The sequence below is a fragment of the Pseudomonas sp. NPDC087598 genome (genome assembly GCF_044743525.1).
GTDB lineage: Bacteria > Pseudomonadota > Gammaproteobacteria > Pseudomonadales > Pseudomonadaceae > Aquipseudomonas.
Window position 1 is genome coordinate 70,896 of sequence record NZ_JBIUWQ010000020.1, and the last position, 15,721, is coordinate 86,616.

Genomic DNA, 15,721 nt, shown 5'->3' on the forward strand with positions numbered 1-15,721 from the left:
GGATTTTCTCCAGTCAGTGGGCCACGACACAGCCTGCCGCGAACGCCGCAGCAGGCCGCGAGGCAAAGGGTTTTCAGGTACGCAGCGGTTTGATCGTCAGCGGGCAATTGGGAATCGACGCGCGCGGCTCCATCACCCCGACCGGGCGACTGTTCCAGTGTGGGATCAGTACGAGCGCCGAGAACAGAGCGCAGCCGGCGAAGACGATGAACACCGTCACCGAATCGAAGTAACCCGGCAGCAAGCCACCGAGCACCGCGCCGACCGAGCCGCAGCCGTTGACGAATCCGGCCGCCGTGGCGCCAGCCTTGGCTTTGCCGAAGTCGATGGCGGCCGCACCGCTGATCATCGAGTCCGGACCGTACAGAGTCAGGCCCATGACAAACAGCAACGCCACCACCAGCAACACGCTGCCGGTGTGCAGGGCACCCATGAACAGCGCCAGCGTCACCGTAAGCGCCAGCAGACTCAGCACGCAGGCCGGCATGCGCCGGGCACCGAAAAGTTTGTCCGAAGCCAGCCCGATCATGATCGGCCCGAGCAACCCGGCCAGTTCAAAGGAGGTGGGAATGATCGCCGCGCCAACCTTGCCGACGCTGGGCATTTGCTCGAAAACGATCACCGGGCCCCATAACAGAATCGCGTAACGCGCCGGTTTCAGCATGAAATACGCAAGGCCCAGCACCAGCACCGTGCGGTTGCGCAGGATCTCCTTCAGCGGCTCCCAGACACTGAGTTTGCTGTTGGCTTCGGTCTCAGCAGCGCTCAGTTCCGGTTCGGGTTCCACCGCCGGCAGACCGACGTCTTCCGGTTTATCGCGCTGGAAGATAAAGAACAGAACAGCCACCACGGCGACCACTACCGCACTGGAGATAAACGCCGCGTGCCAGCTACCGATCAGCGTGTAAGCCCACCAACCGGCGAATGGCGACGCCACCAGACCGCCAAACGCGTAGCAGGAACTCCACAACCCGAGCACTCGCCCGCGCTGTGCGGAAGGGAAAAAACTGCCGAGGTTTTTACACAGGCCCGACCATCCCGTGGACTGCGCCAAGCCCTGAATCAACATGCAGGTGGCGAAGATCGGCAGCGTCGCGAAGTTGCCCATCACCAGCGCCGCCGCCGCGGAAATCAGCAACCCACCAAGTACGACGACCCGCGGACCAAAGCGATCAGCGAGCATGCCCCAGGTGAATTGGCCAATGGCATAAGCCGCCAGATAGATCGCATCGAGGTTGGCCATGGTCATCTTGTCGAGCATGAACGTCGGGTCTTCGCCGATGCCCAGTTTGGCCACAGAGAACGCTTTACGAGTGAAGTAGAAAGCGGCGTACGCCAGCCAGGTGATCGCGAAAATCTGCATGCGCCAACGCGCAATAGTGCCGATGTGCTTATTCATTGTGGTTCTGACCTCAGCGTGTGAGTGTGCCGGCAGAATCGTTGAGTAAACGCCAGTGTTTTTTATTGTTGAGCACTGCGATATCACCCCATCCCTATGGCGATACCGGTCAGATGAGTCCTGCTGTTGCACGCGCAGGCTCATCGCCAACCCTGCTGCCCGACCGGGCAGTCAGCGATGGCGTGAGCCGATCAAAGCAATTACTGTTTAATAAATAAAATCGATTTATCGTATTTCACAAATAAGCTCAGCTTGTTACTGACCGTTTAATCAGGAGTCACCATGTCTGTCTCCCACGCTCAGCTCAAAGCGTTTCATGCCGTGGCCGTACACGGAAGCTTCACCAAAGCCGCCGAGCGGCTTTTCCTCACGCAACCGGCGATTTCCGACCAGGTGCGCAAACTCGAAGAACGCTTCGGCGTTCTGCTGTTTCATCGCAATAAACGTTCGGTACGCCTGACGGATCTGGGCGAGCGCTTGCTGGCGATCACCCAGCGTCTGTTTGTGATTGAAGCCGAAGCGCAGGAATTGTTGCAGGAGTCCCAGGCGTTGCAGACCGGCAGCCTGATTCTGGCGGTGGACGCGCCAGTGCATGTGCTGCCGCAGATCGCACGGTTTTGCGAACGTTATCCGGGGATCAGCGTGAAGATCGAGACGGGCAACACCGACGAATCGCTGTTTCGGCTGTTCAACTATCAGGCCGATCTGGCGCTGCTGGGCCGCGATGTCAGTGATGAACGCTTACTGTGCGTGCCATTGCGCAACGACCCGATGGTGGCGTTCGTGTCGCGCAATCATCCGTGGGCCGAACGCGAGTCGATCTGTCTGGCCGACCTCGATGACACGCCGCTGGTGTTGCGCGAACACGGTTCGGTAACGCGGCAGACGCTGGAAGAGGAAATGGCCCGGGCCGGATTTAGCATACGCCCGGCCATTCAGGTCGAGGGCCGGGAAGCGGCACGCGAGGCAGTGGTGGTGGGGATTGGTGTCGGGGTGGTTTCGGCGGCGGAGTTTGGTGCGGATTCGCGGGTGTGTGCGTTGCCGATCATCGATTGCACCCGGCGGTTGACCGAAACGCTGGTGTGTTTGCGTGAACAGAGTTCGCGGCGAGTGGTGGCGACGTTTCTCGACATGGTTCGCGAGAGTCTTGTGTAATCAGCGCCGGCCTCTTCGCGAGCAGGCTCGCTCCCACATTGGAACGGGTTCCTCCAGAAAAACGCGGTCGAATGTGGGAGCGAGCCTGCTCGCGAAGGGAGTACCACGGTTTATCAGGCTGGGGCCAAGCCGAAAAACGCCTGAATCAGGCGCAACTCCCGCCGCCGTTCCATGCACCCGATCATGTGCCGATTGACCAGACCCTCGCCAACAATCGGTATCGCCACCACTCGCGGGTCATGGCTGACCTCCACCGAGGACACCACGCCCACACCCAGTTCTGCCGCCACGGCTTCCGTCACTGCCTCGCGGCTATCCAGCTCCAGCAGCACCCGTGGCTGGATCGAAGCCTGCGTACAGGCCTGGTCAAACGTGCGCCGGGTGATCGAACTCGGCTCACGCAGCACCATGATCACCTGATCCAGCTCTTTGAGTCTCACGTCTGAAGATTGCGCCGTCCACGGATGTCCCGCCGGCACCAGCGCACAAATCCGCGACTCGCTCAGCGCCTGCAAATGCAGACCTTTACGCGGTTCGACTTCGGTCAGCACGGCCACGTCGGCGTGTTCGGACAACAGTGCCGCCAGGGTTTCCTGGGCATTGCCCAACCGCAGATTGACCGTGATGCCCGGATAACGCGCACGCAGACTGGCGAGCATCGGCATCACCATGTGCGGGCCATCCGCCGCCACTTCCAGGCGCCCGGTAAGCAGTTGCCGGTTGGCTTCGAGCATCGTCTGCGCTTCTTCCGCCAGCCCGAACATCGCCCGGGTAATGGCCGCCAGTTTGGTGCCCTCCTCCGTCAGCTCCACTCGTCGCGCAGTACGTCGCAGCAAAGTGATCTGGTAGTGCTCCTCCAGCGCCTTGATGTGCCCGGTGACCGCCGGTTGGCTGATAAACAGGCGTGCGGCGGCGCGGGTGAAGCTGCCTTCGCGGGCCACGGCATCAAAGGCGCGGAGCTGGAACAAGTTCATGAATAACTCTCACTGATGGCTGGCATAACAACAAACAATTTGATTGATGCAACGGCGAATTGCAACGTATGCCCCGTAGCTTCATCCCACAGCGCAATCCGAGGACACACGAATGAGTATCGCCGAACCCATCCTGCTCACTCCCGGCCCGTTGACCACTTCGGCCCGCACCCGACAGGCGATGATGGTCGACTGGGGGTCATGGGATGACCGCTTCAATCAACTGACCGCCAGCCTTTGCGAACAATTGCTGGCGATCCTCAACGGCGCGGCGACCCATGAATGCGTGCCCCTGCAAGGCAGCGGCACCTTTGCGGTGGAAGCGGCCATTGGCACGCTGGTGCCGCGCAACGGCAAAGTGCTGGTGCTGATCAACGGCGCCTATGGCAAGCGTCTGGCAAAGATCTGCGACGTGCTCGGCCGCCCCTTCAGCACCTTCGAAACCGCTGAAGACGAACCGACGACCGCCGCTGACGTCGATCGTCTGCTGCGCGCCGACGGCACCATCACCCACGTCGCGTTGATCCACTGCGAAACCAGCACCGGCATCCTCAATCCGCTGCCAGAGATTGCCCAGGTTGTTCAGCGACACGGCAAACGCTTGATCATCGATGCCATGAGTTCCTTCGGCGCACTGCCGGTGGATGCGCAGAACGTACCGTTCGATGCGTTGATTGCCGCGTCCGGAAAATGCCTTGAAGGTGTGCCGGGGATGGGGTTTGTCTTCGCTCGCAAAGAGTCGCTGGCTGCTGCTTGCGGCAATTCGCATTCGCTGGCGATGGACCTGTTCGATCAGCACACCTACATGAAAAAAACCGGCCAATGGCGCTTTACCCCGCCGACCCATGTGGTCGCGGCGCTGCATGAAGCCCTGTTGCAATACAACGAAGAAGGTGGCCTGCCGGCACGGCATGCGCGCTACGCCGCCAACTGTCAGACATTGATGAAGGAGATGGCCAAACTTGGTTTGCGCAGCTTCCTGCCGGCGGCCATTCAGGCGCCGATCATCGCCACGTTTCATGCGCCGAAAGATCCGCGTTACCAGTTCAAGGATTTCTACGAGCGGGTCAAAGCCAAGGGTTACATCCTCTACCCCGGCAAACTGACCCAGGTCGAAACGTTCCGCGTTGGCTGCATCGGCCACGTCAGCCCGGACGAAATGCGCCAGGCCGTCGCCGCCGTGGGCGAAGTGCTGCGCGAGATGGAAGTGCTCGACATCTGATTACCACCACAAATCCCCTGTAGGAGTGAGCCTGCTCGCGATGAGGCCGTGTCAGTCGACGAAGATGTTGAATGATCAACCGCTATCGCGAGCAGGCTCACTCCTACATTTGAATTGCCTTGCCAACTCAGGAATTGATTGCCATGAATTATGTAAACCCAACCAAGCTGCAAGCCGCGATCCTCGACTGGGCCGGCACCGTTGTCGATTTTGGCTCGTTCGCACCGACGCAGATTTTTGTCGAAGCCTTTGCCGAGTTCGACGTGCAAGTCTCCATCGAAGAAGCCCGCGGGCCGATGGGCATGGGCAAGTGGGACCACATCCGCACCCTGTGCGATCAGCCGCAAGTGGCCGAGCGTTATCGCAAAGCGTTCGGCCGCACGCCGACCGACGATGACGTCACCGCGATCTACAACCGCTTCATGCCCCTGCAAATCGAGAAGATCGCCGAGCACTCGGCGCTGATTCCCGGCGCGCTGGAAACCATTGCCAACCTGCGTCAACAGGGCATCAAGATCGGCTCCTGCTCCGGCTACCCGAAACAGGTCATGGACAAAGTCGTCGAACTGGCCGCCACCAACGGTTACGTCGCCGACCACGTCGTGGCCACCGACGAAGTACCCAACGGCCGCCCATGGCCAGCGCAGGCACTGGCAAACGTGATTGCCCTGGGCATCGATGACGTGGCGGCGTGCGTGAAGATCGACGACACCGTGCCGGGTATCCTTGAAGGCCGTCGCGCCGGGATGTGGACGGTGGCACTGATCTGCTCCGGTAACGCACTGGGCCTTGATTACGCCGGTTTCCGCGCGCTGGGCAGCGATGAACTGGCCAGTGAACGCAAGCGTATCCACGCCTTGTTCGAGGGTTCGCGCCCGCACTACATGATCGACACCATCACTGACTTGCCGGAAGTGATCGCCGACATCAACAAGCGTCTTGCCAACGGTGAGATGCCGCAAAGCAGCTGATTGCGCAGCCTGCGGCAAACAAAAACGCCAGTGTCTGCACGACACTGGCGTTTTTTTTGGGCAAACCACTGATTTCGCGCAGTGAAAGAGTTTTTAGACTCGGGCAAATCGGCCAAAGCGGATTACAGTTAAAGCATGCCGTCGCTCAAGAACGGTACGTTTCGACCCTGATCTGTGAGGAAACACCGTATGCCGTGGACAAGTTCCGAATCTCGCTACAGCACCGTGTCGGTCCTGCTGCACTGGCTGATGCTGGTGTTGTTGGTGCTGGTGTACGCCAGCATGGAATTGCGCGGGCTGTTTCCCAAAGGCAGCGGCGGCCGCACGCTGATCCGCGAAGTGCATTACATGCTCGGCCTGACCGTGTTCGTGCTGGTGTGGTTTCGCCTGCTCGCACGCAGCCTCGGTCCGGCACCGAGAATTTTTCCGGCCTCGCCGCAGTGGCAGACCGCGCTGGCGCGGCTGATGCACTGGGCGTTGTACCTGTTCATGATCAGCATGCCGATTCTCGGCTGGTTGATTACCAGCGCCGAAGGGCATCAGGTGATGTTCTACGGGTTTGATCTGCCACTGCTGGTGAATGAGGACAAAGCGTTCGCCAAGCAGGTCGAGCACTGGCACGTACTGATCGGTACCATCGGTTACTGGTTGATCGGGCTACACGCACTGGCGGGGCTTTATCATCACTATGTGGTGGGCGATAACACCTTGTTGCGGATGATGCCCAAACGCGGCTAAAACACTTTTGGAGCCTGCTGGATTCCCTGTGGTGAGGGGATTTATCCCCTCACCACAATGTATTCCCTCATGACGGAGATACTGTGCAATCAGGGGACGCGGTTGAATCCCCGGCGCCCCTGCAATCCGCCGGTATGCACGAAAATCAGCCGCGTGCCGCTGGCTAATCTGCCCGCCTCGACGTGGCTTTTCAGCGCCAGCAACGCCTTGCCGGTGTAAAGCGGCTCCAGCGGCACACCGCTCGCCTGCTCACTACGGTCGATAAACTCAAGCAGCCCGGCATCGACCTTGGCAAAACCACCGCGACTGGCATTGATCAGTTGATACCCTGCATCGGCCAACCCTGCTTCGCGCAGAATCGCCTCAACCTGCGGCGCCACACCGTGATCCTCCGGCACCGCCAGCGCGCCATACACCGGATGCTCACCAGCCTCGGCCAGCACCAGCCCCGCCAAAGTGGTGCCGGTGCCACAGGCCAGCCACCATCCGTGATAATCGCTCCAGCCAAGATTCGCCAATTGCGCATCCACCTGAACCTTCAGCGCTGCGCAGCCCAATGCCCCGGGCAATCCACCGCCGCCCTCCGGCACCGCATACAGCGTCGGATAGTGCGCCTGCCACGGTTCCCAGAACCCCGGTTCATGCCGCGCCCGATAACCGGCGTAACCCAGCCAGTGCAGGTGCATGCCGAACGCCTGTAAATCTCTCACCGTGGGCGTTTCCTGCGCATGTCCACGCAACAGCCCGACGGTTTGAAAGCCCAGACGCTTGCCCGCCGCCGCCAACGCATGCAGATGATTGGAGTGCGCGCCGCCGAGGCTGATGATGCCTTCGGCACCGGCCCGTTCGGCGGCTTTGAGGTGCTGGGTGAGTTTGAACCACTTGTTGCCGCTGATCAGTGGATCGACCTGATCCAGGCGCAGGATCGCCACTTCAACATTGGCGGCGGTGAGCCAGTCGAGCGAGAGTAATTCGAGAGGGGCTTGGGGTAGCCAATCGGAGGGAGGCAAAAACATGAGCGGCGATTCGATCTGAACAGAGCCAGCATTCTAGTCGCTCATAAGCAGCCATCGCGAGCAGGCTCACTCCTACATTTGAAATGCGTCCACCTGTAGGAGTGAGCCTGCTCGCGATAGCCATTGGCACGCTTGGCCTGCAAAATCAGAGTTCGGCTGCCAGACGCGAGCCCTGGTTGATCGCGCGTTTGGCATCCAGCTCCGCCGCCACATCCGCACCGCCGATCAGGTGCACGTTCTGCCCGGCCGCAACCAGCCCATCATGCAGCTCACGCAACGGATCCTGACCCGCGCAGATCACGATATTGTCCACCGCCAGCACCTGCGGCTCGCCGGTTTCACCGATGCGGATGTGCAGGCCCGCGTCGTCGATGCTCAGGTATTCAACGCTGTTGAGCATCTGCACCTGCTTGTTCTTCAGACCGGTGCGATGAATCCAGCCGGTGGTCTTGCCCAGACCGTCGCCGACCTTGGTTTTCTTGCGCTGCAACAGGAACACCTCGCGGGCCGGCGCATGTGGCTCAGGTTTGATCCCGGCCACACCACCCCGTGCCTCGAGGTGGGTATCGATGCCCCACTCCTTCCAGAACGCGGCGCGATCCTGGCTGGTCGCCACACCTTGATGGACGAGGAATTCCGAGACGTCGAAACCGATACCGCCAGCGCCAATCACTGCGACACGCTTGCCGACCGGTTTGCGCTCAAGAATCACGTCGAGATAGCTCAACACCTTGGCATTCTCGACGCCCTGAATCGCCGGCACACGCGGCGCAATACCGGTGGCGAGGATGATCTCGTCGTACCCGCCTTCCACCAGTTTCGCCACGTCGACGCGGGTGTTCAGGCACACCTCGACGTGGGTGGTCTGCAGCTTGCGCTTGAAGTAACGCAGGGTTTCGAAAAACTCTTCCTTGCCCGGCACACGCTTGGCGATGTTGAACTGGCCGCCGATTTCGCTGGCCGAATCGAACAAGGTCACCTGATGGCCACGCTCGGCCGCCACGGTAGCGGCGGACAACCCGGCAGGGCCGGCACCGACCACGGCGATTTTCTTGATGTGATGCACCGGCAAATAGTTAAGCTCGGTTTCGTGGCAGGCACGCGGGTTGACCAGGCAACTGGTCAGCTTGCCGCCGAAGGTGTGGTCGAGGCACGCCTGGTTGCAACCGATGCAGGTGTTGATTTCGTCGGCACGGCCTTCGGCAGCCTTGTTGACGAAGTCCGGATCGGCCAGGAACGGCCGCGCCATCGAAACCATGTCAGCATCGCCTTCAGCGAGAATCTGCTCGGCGATTTCCGGGGTGTTGATGCGGTTGGTGGTGATCAGCGGAATGTTCACCGAACCACGCAGCTTGGCCGTGACCTTGCTGAATGCCGCGCGCGGCACTTTGGTGGCGATGGTTGGAATTCGCGCTTCGTGCCAGCCGATACCGGTGTTGATGATGGTCGCGCCGGCCTGCTCGATGGCTTTAGCCAAAGTGACTATCTCTTCCCAGGTGCTACCGCCCTCGACCAGATCGAGCATCGACAGACGGAAGATGATGATGAAATTCGGGCCGACGGCCTCGCGGACACGACGAACGATTTCCACCGGCAGGCGCATACGGTTTTCGTAGCTGCCGCCCCAACGGTCGGTGCGGTGGTTGGTGTGCGCGGCGAGGAACTGGTTAATGAAATAACCTTCCGAGCCCATGATCTCGACGCCGTCGTACTCGGCGGTCTGCGCCAGCACCGAGCAGGTGACGAAATCACTGATCTGCTTCTCGATGCCTTCTTCGTCCAGCTCTTTTGGCTTGAACGGGTTGATCGGCGCCTGAATTGCACTCGGCGCAACCTGTTTCGGGCTGTAGGCATAACGCCCGGCGTGGAGGATCTGCATGCAGATCTTGCCGCCCGCCTCGTGCACCGCGCGAGTGACGATGCGGTGCTTGAGCGCTTCTTCCTCGGTGGTCAGCTTGGCCGCGCCGGAGTAAACGCCGCCCTCGTCGTTCGGGCCGATACCGCCGGTGACCATCAGGCCGACACCGCCACGGGCACGCTCGGCGAAGTACGCCGCCATGCGTTCGAAACCACCCGGCTTTTCTTCCAGACCGGTGTGCATCGAGCCCATCAGGGTGCGGTTGCGCAACGTGGTGAATCCCAGGTCCAGCGGGGCCAACAGGTGCGGGTAATGGGCGGTCATCGGTAACTCCACAACGAGCGATCACGGAAAAATTGCGGGAGCTCTGCGTCCCCCGTCAGTCATGTTCGACAGACTAAGAGTCGCATCGCTGTCACTCAATGACCGTAACTGACAACTTAATGATCAAAATGCGCAGCGCCCCTTGGCAACCAACGCCATGGGCCCTACCCTAGTCGCCACACCCTGTACCCGGCTGTTGTTGGTTTTCATGCGCAAACTTTTGTACCTGTTTTTTTCCATGGCCATTGTCGCCGCCCTGACCACCTACGCCATGTGGGCGGCGGACCGGCCCCTGGGTCATTACCTGTCGGACTTGCGCATCAAACTGGCGGTTGACCAAGGCACGCCGGCCGACCGTGGCAATCTGCTGGGCATTCAGCCGGAACTGTTCCCCACCGATTATCAAAGCCCCGAGCGCCTGCATCGCAAACTCGCGGCCTATTTGCAGCAAGCACAGGATCAGGGCTTGTTGAATGACAAGACCGTGGTGGTGTTGCCAGAGCATGTCGGCACCTGGCTGATGATCAGCGGCGAAAAGGACGAGTTGTATCAGGCCCCGACCGTCGCCGAAGCGATGAACTGGCTGGCGGCGAGCAATCCACTGCTGTTCGCCCGCGCCTGGCTCAGCGCCAAGGGCAGCGACCGCCTGGATGACGCACATCTGCGCATGAAGTCCAAGTCGATGGCCAAGGATTACCAGGCATTGTTCGGCGGTCTGGCCAAGGAATTTCATGTCACGCTGGTCGCAGGCTCCATCGTCTTGCCCGAGCCGAGCATTCGCGACGGCCAGCTCAAACCCGGCAGCGGCGCGCTGTTCAACAGCAGCGTGGTGTTTGGTCGCGACGGTGTGCCGCTCGGCCAGCCGCAACGGCAGATGCATCCGGTCTTTGATCAGCGCGAGGTCATTCAGGCGAGTGAGCAGACAATCAACGTTGTCGACACCCCGGCCGGGCGTCTCGGCGTGCTGATCGGCAGCGACAGCTGGTACCCGGACAACTACCGCAAACTCGACGAACAAGGTGCGCAACTGGTTGCGGTGCCGGCGCAGGTGTTCGGGCATGGCACTTGGGACAAGCCATGGCGTGGCTATAAGGGGTCGAGCACGCCGAGTTCAGTCAGCCTCAAACCCGGCGAGGTCAGTGAAGGTCAGGCCTGGCATCGCCTGACCCTCATCGCGCAACCACCGAGCAGCCGCGCCGTCGCTGGCATGAGTGTGTTCCTGCGCGGGCAGTTCTGGGACATATCGAGTTCGGGCCAAAGTTTCCTCAGTAGCAACGGTCAGCAGTTCGCCGATGGCGAAGCCCGTGGCGCCCGTTTGCTGAATATCTGGTTGTAAACGATGAAACCGCTACCGATGCGCCTCGGGGATCTGTCGGTGGGTTTCGTTCATAGCCTCGCCGATGCCGTGCGCAGTCATGGCGCCGATCCCCAACCGCTGCTTGAGCAATACGGTCTGGACGCCGCTCGTATGGCCGAGGCCGGGGCACGGCTATCGATTCCGCGTTATATGCGTTTGGGTCATAGCGCGATTCAACTGACGGACGATCCGGCATTGGGCCTGCGCATGGGCCAGCTCAGTCGCCTGAGCCAGGCGGGATTGGCCGGTGTGACCGCCGCGCAGGCGCCGACCGTACGTGAAGCAGCCCGTTGCCTGATTCGTTTCGAGCCTTTGTACGGCTCCAACTATCGTGGCCAGTCGAGTTTCCACGAAGACGCCAACGGTGCGTGGCTGCGCTTCTATTCGATCAGCCCGTACAACGCCTACAACCGTTTTGTGGTGGATTCGATCATCGCCGGCTGGCTGCAGCAGTTATCCAGCGTCAGCCGCGAACCGCTGCGAGCCGAGCGCATCGAGATCGAGTTCGACGAACCAGGTTATCGCGATGCCTATGCAACCCTGGGAGACAGCCCGATTCAGTTCGGTGCCGAACGCAATCAACTTCGCCTGAGCCTGAGCAGCCTCGCCCAGCGCAACCCCGAGCACTGCCCAAGTACCTGGCAGCACTTGCTGCAACTGTGTGAACGGGAACTGGAACAACTGACCCGCACCCGCAGCCTGCGCGAGCGCATCACGCAATTGCTCGGGCCGTTGCTCAACGGTGGGCGGGAACCGGATCTGGAGGAAGTGGCCGCGCGTCTGAAGCTGCCGACCTGGACCTTGCGACGCAAACTGGCCGAGGAAGGCACTCAGTTTCGCGCGATCCTCAATGACACTCGCCGTGACCTGGCCATGACCTACATCCGCGACACGGAACTGGCGTTCGGCGAGATCGCTTACCTGCTGGGGTTTGCTTCAGCCGAAGCATTCCAGCGAGCATTCAAGCGCTGGAGCGGCCAGACGCCTGGCGAATTCCGCCGCAGTCATCGTAAAACCGCGTGAAGCTGCGAGTTACAAGCGGCTAGCTGCAAGCCAAAGATCAAAGCTCGGTCGCATCTTCCGCAGGCTCTGGCGGATCCAGCTCAAAGGCCTGGTATTCGAGCAGTTCTTCTTGATAGTCGTCCATCGTGTAATCCCCTACTGCTCTCTTCGTTTGTACCCCGAGCATATCGTGCCCGTATGAAGGAAAAGTGAAACGTGTCCTTCATGGATAAAACGTAGCAGGCGGTCAGGAATTTATCGCGGGATTTTTGTCAGGGGAATGTAACGAGATTTGCCTGTGCAGGAGCTGCCGCAGGCTGCGATCTTTTGATCTTGCTTGAGATCAGGACCAAAAGATCGCAGCCTTCGGCAGCTTCAGGTTCAAGCCGGGATTAGTGACCGGGCAATGCCGGAATCGGCTCGGACGGTGGTGGGATGTCCGTCGGATTGGCCGGTGGCGTAATGGTTTCGGTGGTCGGTGCAGGTTCTGCGCTTGGTGCCGGAGTGATCGGCGCAGCTTCCGCTGGCGGCGTAACCGGCTCCGAACTGACCGGGGCGGTCTCGGCGGGCGCTGGGGCGGTCACAGCCGGGCTTGCCGGTGCGGGAGCAGGTTCCGCAGCTGGAGCCAGAGGCGCCGGAGCGACTTTCGGCTCAGGTACACCCAGATCGGTCTTCGGTTTCTCTTCGATATGCGCCGCTTTTTTCGTCTCTGCCGGCAGGAACTGCTCGACCAGGGTGAAGAAACGCTCGTAGAACTTCTGCGCCGTCACCGTTTCGCTGGCGACCTTGACCATCGAATCGTCCGAGGAGCCGATCGGCATCGACACAGAGCCCAACACACCGACGCCCAGGCTGGCGGAATTGTTGGTTTTCTTCAGTGCGTAGCGATCCTGCAGGGCGTTGGCGAACACCGTGGCGTGGTGCTTGCCGCTGGCGTCCTCGGCACAGACCACGTTGAAACTGATTTCCAGGTGAGTTTCGCCGGTCTGCTGGAAGCTCTTGTGGCCGCTGACCAGTTTCGGGTCACTGCTGGTGATGATGTAGCCCTGACTGAGCAACGCCCGTCGTGCCGCTTCGCAACTGGCGGTGTCAGTCACCGGATAATTGCGCGAGAACGTACCGGAGTCATCGAAGTTTTCATGCTCATACATCGGCTTGTCTTTCGAACAGCCGGCAACAGCGGTCAACAACAGCGCCAACCCGACAACACGCATGGGAGTGGAAATCAACATTGAACATCCTGAGGGAAAACAGTCCGGGGCGTATTGTGCAACAGATCGTGACCCCGCGGCGTATGGATTAGTGTCTTAAAACGGTTACAACTCTATCGACCTTCTGCGTCGGGAAAAAGTCGCATTGATAAATGATCGATGAAAACCCGTAATTTGGCGGTGGCATGTCGACTTGACGGCCACAACACCCAAAACTGCCCGGTGTGCTCCAGATACGACTCCAGCACCCGCTGCAAGCGTCCCTGCGTGACCGCTTCATGGGTCATGAAATCCGGCAGGCAGGCAATGCCCATACCGGCCAATGCCGCGTGGGCAACGGCCTCAATGGAAGTGCTGACCAGCCGCGCCGGCAATATCGGCTCTGCCGTAAAGGGTTCTCTGCGCAAGGGCCACGTTTCCAGTTTGCCGGTGGCGTGGAAGGTGTGCCGTAAACACGCGTGAGCCGCCAGATCGGCGGGGGTTTGTGGTACGCCGCGTTGCTGCAAATAAGCCGGACTGGCCACCAACACCATATGAAACTCGCCCAACGGTCGTGCCATCAGCCGCGAATCCCGCGGTTGGCCGGTACGGATAACGGCATCGAAGCCCTCCTCCACCACGTCGACCATGCGATCGGTCAGGTCCAGATCCAGCTCGATCTGCGGATACTGCGTCATGAATTCATTCATGACCGGCATCACCAACCCATGCACCTGCGGCAGGCTGATCCGCAACTTGCCGTGGGGCTGCGAAGCGGCATCGCACAGCTCGAACTCCGCCGCCTCGACTTCCGCGAGAATCTTGCGGCAACGCTCGAGAAACAGTGCACCTTCACTGGTCAGGGTGATGCTGCGCGTGGTGCGATGAAACAGCCGCACGCCCAGCCGCGCCTCAAGTCGCGCAATGCTTTTACCCACCGCTGAGGAGGACACCCCTTGCAGCCGGCCAGCCTCGGTGAAACTGCGCGTTTCGGCGACCTGAACAAACACCGAAATACTGCCCAGACTATCCATACCCAACTTCCATTAAAGACATTCGTGTCCGATATGTTCGGAACCATAACCCGTTTTTCGCCAATGCGCAGCGCTCTACCCTGTGTCCCTCGTCAACTCTGCACAGGGATGCTGGCTCATGAACGACGCACCACTCACCTGCACCACGCTCGATAATCCACCCGCAACTGAACGCTTACCCCTCGTCGCGTTACTGGCACTGGCGACCGCCGGCTTCATAACCGTGATGACCGAAGCCATGCCGGCCGGCCTGTTGCCACAGATGAGCAGTGGCCTGAACGTCTCTCAAGCGCTGATCGGGCAACTGGTCACCCTCTACGCCATCGGCTCGATCGTCGCCGCCATTCCGCTGACCATCGCCACTCGCAGTTGGCGTCGCCGACCACTGCTGTTGTCCGCCATCGGTGGCTTTGCCATCGCCAACAGCATTACCGCCGTGTCGGAGCTGTACTGGCTGACCCTGACTGCACGGTTCATCGCCGGCGTATTTGCCGGCCTGCTCTGGGCCCTGCTCGCCGGCTACGCGAGCCGAATGGTCGCCCCGCACCTGCAAGGCCGCGCAATCACCGTGGCCATGCTCGGCGCACCGCTTGCGCTGTCACTGGGAATCCCCGCCGGCACCCTGCTTGGCACCCTGATTGGCTGGCGCCTGAGCTTCGCAATCATGAGCGCATTGACCGTGCTGCTGGTGATCTGGGTACGCTGGCAAGTGCCAGACTTCCCGGGCGAGCGAGCCGGCAAACAGCTGCCGCTGCGTCAGGTGTTTACCCTGCCCGGCGTACGATCGGTGCTGTTCGTAACCCTGTCCTACGTGGTCGCACACAATCTTCTGTACACCTACATCGCACCGTTCCTGCAACCATCGGGGTTGGGTGGGGAAATTGACCGGGTGTTACTGGTGTTCGGCGTGGCATCCGTGCTGAGCCTGTGGATCGTCGGCAGCCTGATCGACCGCTGGCTGCGCGAACTGGTACTGATCAGCGCAATACTCTTCATGGTTGCAGCCATTGCCCTGGGTATCTGGCGCGAATCGCCAAGCGTGGTCTACATCGCCACAGCCGTGTGGGGACTGGCATTCGGCGCCATGCCCTCGCTGCTGCAAACAGCTTCAGCGAAGACCGCGAAAGACGCCGCCGACACTGCACAGTCAATGCTGGTCACACTCTGGAATGTCGGCATTGCCGGCGGTGGACTGGCAGGAGGCCTGCTGCTGGACAGCATTGGGATCGGGCACTTTCCGTGGATCGTCGCGGCGCTACTGGTCTCGACTTTGTACGCCGCTATCAATGCCCGACAACATGGATTTCCACGAGCGGGATAAATCCTCATCGATGTAAAGGATAGATGTCAACCTATGGACATGAGTGGAACCCGTACCAACTCTCGTTTCCCGCTGAATAGACCATGGCCATGGATATCCCCCCTATGAAGGGCTTTCAGAGTCTAATTTGTCCATACCGAAATCTGCTGTTGACCGCGGA

Annotated in this window: 13 protein-coding genes; 7 read left to right on the top strand and 6 right to left on the bottom strand. The window is 60.5% G+C overall.

Annotated elements, in window-relative coordinates; translation table 11 throughout:
• Positions 1-73: 73 nt before the first annotated feature.
• Complete coding sequence (locus ACIOWE_RS13525; protein WP_401392006.1) at positions 74-1,399, bottom strand: MFS transporter; 1,326 nt, start codon at positions 1,397-1,399, stop codon at positions 74-76.
• Positions 1,400-1,681: 282 nt separating this feature from the next.
• On the opposite strand from ACIOWE_RS13525, the gene ACIOWE_RS13530 reads away from it, so the two are divergent.
• Positions 1,682-2,554, top strand: a complete 873-nt coding sequence (locus tag ACIOWE_RS13530; protein ID WP_401392009.1) for a LysR family transcriptional regulator — start codon at positions 1,682-1,684, stop codon at positions 2,552-2,554.
• A gap of 113 nt (positions 2,555-2,667) precedes the next feature.
• Here the strand turns inward: ACIOWE_RS13530 and ACIOWE_RS13535 are convergent, their stop codons facing one another.
• Positions 2,668-3,528 (bottom strand): LysR substrate-binding domain-containing protein, encoded by an 861-nt coding sequence (locus tag ACIOWE_RS13535; RefSeq protein ID WP_401392012.1) that lies wholly within the window; start codon positions 3,526-3,528, stop codon positions 2,668-2,670.
• A gap of 112 nt (positions 3,529-3,640) precedes the next feature.
• On the opposite strand from ACIOWE_RS13535, the gene ACIOWE_RS13540 reads away from it, so the two are divergent.
• The 3 genes from ACIOWE_RS13540 to ACIOWE_RS13550 all read left to right on the top strand — a co-directional run bounded on the left by ACIOWE_RS13540 (position 3,641) and on the right by ACIOWE_RS13550 (position 6,459).
• A complete protein-coding gene (locus ACIOWE_RS13540; RefSeq protein WP_401392015.1) occupies positions 3,641-4,750 on the top strand; it encodes a 2-aminoethylphosphonate--pyruvate transaminase in 1,110 nt (369 codons plus the stop codon).
• A gap of 143 nt (positions 4,751-4,893) precedes the next feature.
• Complete coding sequence (gene phnX, locus ACIOWE_RS13545) at positions 4,894-5,721, top strand: phosphonoacetaldehyde hydrolase (protein WP_401392018.1); 828 nt, start codon at positions 4,894-4,896, stop codon at positions 5,719-5,721.
• A 189-nt stretch (positions 5,722-5,910) separates the two neighbouring features.
• Positions 5,911-6,459 (top strand): cytochrome b, encoded by a 549-nt coding sequence (locus ACIOWE_RS13550; RefSeq protein WP_401392021.1) that lies wholly within the window; start codon positions 5,911-5,913, stop codon positions 6,457-6,459.
• Between the two features lie 89 nt (positions 6,460-6,548).
• Here ACIOWE_RS13550 and ACIOWE_RS13555 read toward each other — a convergent pair whose 3' ends face one another.
• Both ACIOWE_RS13555 and ACIOWE_RS13560 read right to left on the bottom strand, forming a co-directional pair.
• On the bottom strand, positions 6,549-7,475 hold the full coding sequence (locus tag ACIOWE_RS13555; protein ID WP_401392024.1) for a 1-aminocyclopropane-1-carboxylate deaminase/D-cysteine desulfhydrase: 927 nt from the start codon (positions 7,473-7,475) through the stop codon (positions 6,549-6,551).
• 145 nt (positions 7,476-7,620) lie between these two features.
• Positions 7,621-9,657, bottom strand: coding sequence for an FAD-dependent oxidoreductase (locus ACIOWE_RS13560; protein WP_401392027.1), 2,037 nt, complete (start codon positions 9,655-9,657; stop codon positions 7,621-7,623).
• Positions 9,658-9,865: 208 nt separating this feature from the next.
• Between ACIOWE_RS13560 and ACIOWE_RS13565 the strand changes: the two genes are divergently transcribed.
• Together ACIOWE_RS13565 and ACIOWE_RS13570 are read left to right on the top strand one after the other, a co-directional pair.
• Positions 9,866-10,993, top strand: a complete 1,128-nt coding sequence (locus ACIOWE_RS13565) for a carbon-nitrogen hydrolase family protein (protein ID WP_401392030.1) — start codon at positions 9,866-9,868, stop codon at positions 10,991-10,993.
• Positions 10,994-10,996: 3 nt separating this feature from the next.
• A complete protein-coding gene (locus ACIOWE_RS13570; RefSeq protein ID WP_401392033.1) occupies positions 10,997-12,037 on the top strand; it encodes an AraC family transcriptional regulator in 1,041 nt (346 codons plus the stop codon).
• A 371-nt stretch (positions 12,038-12,408) separates the two neighbouring features.
• On the opposite strand, the gene ACIOWE_RS13575 is transcribed toward ACIOWE_RS13570, so the two are convergent.
• Together ACIOWE_RS13575 and ACIOWE_RS13580 are read right to left on the bottom strand one after the other, a co-directional pair.
• Complete coding sequence (locus tag ACIOWE_RS13575; protein WP_401392036.1) at positions 12,409-13,248, bottom strand: DUF2242 domain-containing protein; 840 nt, start codon at positions 13,246-13,248, stop codon at positions 12,409-12,411.
• Between the two features lie 92 nt (positions 13,249-13,340).
• Complete coding sequence (locus ACIOWE_RS13580) at positions 13,341-14,240, bottom strand: LysR family transcriptional regulator (RefSeq protein WP_401392039.1); 900 nt, start codon at positions 14,238-14,240, stop codon at positions 13,341-13,343.
• Positions 14,241-14,358: 118 nt separating this feature from the next.
• Here ACIOWE_RS13580 and ACIOWE_RS13585 point away from each other — a divergent pair, with 118 nt between their 5' ends.
• Positions 14,359-15,561 carry an MFS transporter gene (locus ACIOWE_RS13585; RefSeq protein ID WP_401392042.1) on the top strand — a complete coding sequence of 401 codons (1,203 nt, stop codon included), beginning with the start codon at positions 14,359-14,361 and terminating at the stop codon, positions 15,559-15,561.
• Positions 15,562-15,721: the final 160 nt, after the last annotated feature.

Bases quoted from the DNA above. Each gene is read 5' to 3' on its own strand.
- ACIOWE_RS13565 (WP_401392030.1), top strand. From the start codon at position 9,866: ATGCGCAAACTTTTGTACCTGTTTTTTTCCATGGCCATTGTCGCCGCC.
- ACIOWE_RS13580 (WP_401392039.1), bottom strand. From the start codon at position 14,240: ATGGATAGTCTGGGCAGTATTTCGGTGTTTGTTCAGGTCGCCGAAACG.
- ACIOWE_RS13540 (WP_401392015.1), top strand. From the start codon at position 3,641: ATGAGTATCGCCGAACCCATCCTGCTCACTCCCGGCCCGTTGACCACT.
- ACIOWE_RS13550 (WP_401392021.1), top strand. From the start codon at position 5,911: ATGCCGTGGACAAGTTCCGAATCTCGCTACAGCACCGTGTCGGTCCTG.
- ACIOWE_RS13585 (WP_401392042.1), top strand. From the start codon at position 14,359: ATGAACGACGCACCACTCACCTGCACCACGCTCGATAATCCACCCGCA.
- phnX (WP_401392018.1), top strand. From the start codon at position 4,894: ATGAATTATGTAAACCCAACCAAGCTGCAAGCCGCGATCCTCGACTGG.
- ACIOWE_RS13570 (WP_401392033.1), top strand. From the start codon at position 10,997: ATGAAACCGCTACCGATGCGCCTCGGGGATCTGTCGGTGGGTTTCGTT.
- ACIOWE_RS13525 (WP_401392006.1), bottom strand. From the start codon at position 1,399: ATGAATAAGCACATCGGCACTATTGCGCGTTGGCGCATGCAGATTTTC.
- ACIOWE_RS13555 (WP_401392024.1), bottom strand. From the start codon at position 7,475: ATGTTTTTGCCTCCCTCCGATTGGCTACCCCAAGCCCCTCTCGAATTA.
- ACIOWE_RS13560 (WP_401392027.1), bottom strand. From the start codon at position 9,657: ATGACCGCCCATTACCCGCACCTGTTGGCCCCGCTGGACCTGGGATTC.
- ACIOWE_RS13530 (WP_401392009.1), top strand. From the start codon at position 1,682: ATGTCTGTCTCCCACGCTCAGCTCAAAGCGTTTCATGCCGTGGCCGTA.
- ACIOWE_RS13575 (WP_401392036.1), bottom strand. From the start codon at position 13,248: ATGTTGATTTCCACTCCCATGCGTGTTGTCGGGTTGGCGCTGTTGTTG.
- ACIOWE_RS13535 (WP_401392012.1), bottom strand. From the start codon at position 3,528: ATGAACTTGTTCCAGCTCCGCGCCTTTGATGCCGTGGCCCGCGAAGGC.